Here is a 1,354-nt window from a genome sequence, read left to right as displayed (position 1 = left end):
GGCCCGTGCCCGCCCCGGCGTGTTCGGTGCTGGTGGTCAGCGGGCTCAGCAGTCCAGCCAGACGACGCCGTACGGGGTGCGCCTCCAGGAGCTCATGCACCCGTGTTTGACATTGGCCAGAGCATCGGCGTCTCCCTGGCAGTCCCCGTCGGGCACGTGCCTGCCCGAGGCGATGGCGCGGCGCACGGCGTCCAGTTCGCTGGTGCCGACCTCGATGACCCTGTCACGGATCCGGCCGTGTTCCCACCGAAGCTCTTCGCCCCACGCGGTGACGTCTTCGTGCTCCGCATGCGACCAGCCAACATCAGTGAACGCAAGCCACGCCGCCGCGCGAGCGGGAGACAGGTAGGCCGTCACGTCGTGGCCCTGCCCCTCCTCGGCAACGGGCGGCTGGCCCTGGTACCCGTCGCCCTCTCCGAGCTGAGCGGCGACGCGGTTGACAGCAGCCACGATGAGGTGCGCGGTCGCACGGACACCCGCGATCTCGGTCGGGGTGGCCTCGTCGGTCGGCCCGTGATTGATGTGCAGATCGGCAACCTGGTATCCCGTGGTGCCGTAGATCGCCCACGTCGTCGACGCGGCATCCGGCTCCACGGGGGCGCCGGGGGCCGCGTCGAAGGTGATGATCCCGCCGTTCTCGTTGTAACGGATCTCTTCGACGTACCAAGGGCGGGGCGCTACTCGGTCGACGAGTTCCAGGAGGTCGGCGAACTGGTCGGTGGTGGTCATGTCCTCGGTCTCCTCACGGTGGGTGATTGGGGCCGGTTCGGGTCGCTGTTCCCGTTCCGACACGACATACATTACAGCAGCCGAGGTGGTACCGCATGGTGAAAACTGCTGGTCACGGTAGGTTTTCAGGGTTTTTGGAGGGTGGACGAAAGCGATAGGCGGCGGCCTGCTCGCGGTGGGCTGCTGCAGCACGGTGGCGCAGGTGACTCTTCCCGGACCGGAGACGGGCGGGTGGCCGCAGGAGCTTGTGCGAATTCGGCCGCGCGGTGCGGGAGACCGGAGGGCGCACGCCATCGATCAGTCCTCTACCATGGTCAGCGCGGCAGACGAGCCGAGTGGACGGCCGCGTCGGGGCAGCATGTCCCGCCGAGGAACGTCCGGACTCCACAGGGCAGGGTGGTGGCTAACGGCCACCCGGGGTGACCCGCGGGACAGTGCCACAGAAAACAGACCGCCGGGGGCCTCGGTCCTCGGTAAGGGTGAAACGGCGGTGTAAGAGACCACCAGTGCCCAGGGTGACCTGGGCAGCTAGGTAAACCCCACCCGGAGCAAGGTCAAGAGGGGCCGTCGGCTGACGGCCCTGCGCGGATGTTCGAGGGCTGCTCGCCCGAGTCCGCGGGTAGAC

The 1,354-nt window shown here is 68.3% G+C and carries 1 protein-coding gene and 1 other RNA gene; one reads left to right on the top strand and one right to left on the bottom strand.

The genetic code is table 11. From position 1 onward, the window contains the following. Positions 1–45: 45 nt before the first annotated feature. Positions 46–729, bottom strand: coding sequence for a hypothetical protein (locus ACWGJ2_RS40485; RefSeq protein WP_453351425.1), 684 nt, complete (start codon positions 727–729; stop codon positions 46–48). A gap of 327 nt (positions 730–1,056) precedes the next feature. Between ACWGJ2_RS40485 and rnpB the strand changes: the two genes are divergently transcribed. Beyond that, an RNA gene (rnpB, locus tag ACWGJ2_RS40480) (RNase P RNA component class A) lies at positions 1,057–1,354 on the top strand; the annotation flags it as partial.

This window comes from Streptomyces sp. NPDC054796 (assembly GCF_053611545.1).
This window is presented reverse-complemented; position numbering and strand designations above follow the sequence as displayed.

Bases quoted from the DNA above. Each gene is read 5' to 3' on its own strand.
- ACWGJ2_RS40485 (WP_453351425.1), bottom strand. From the start codon at position 729: ATGACCACCACCGACCAGTTCGCCGACCTCCTGGAACTCGTCGACCGA.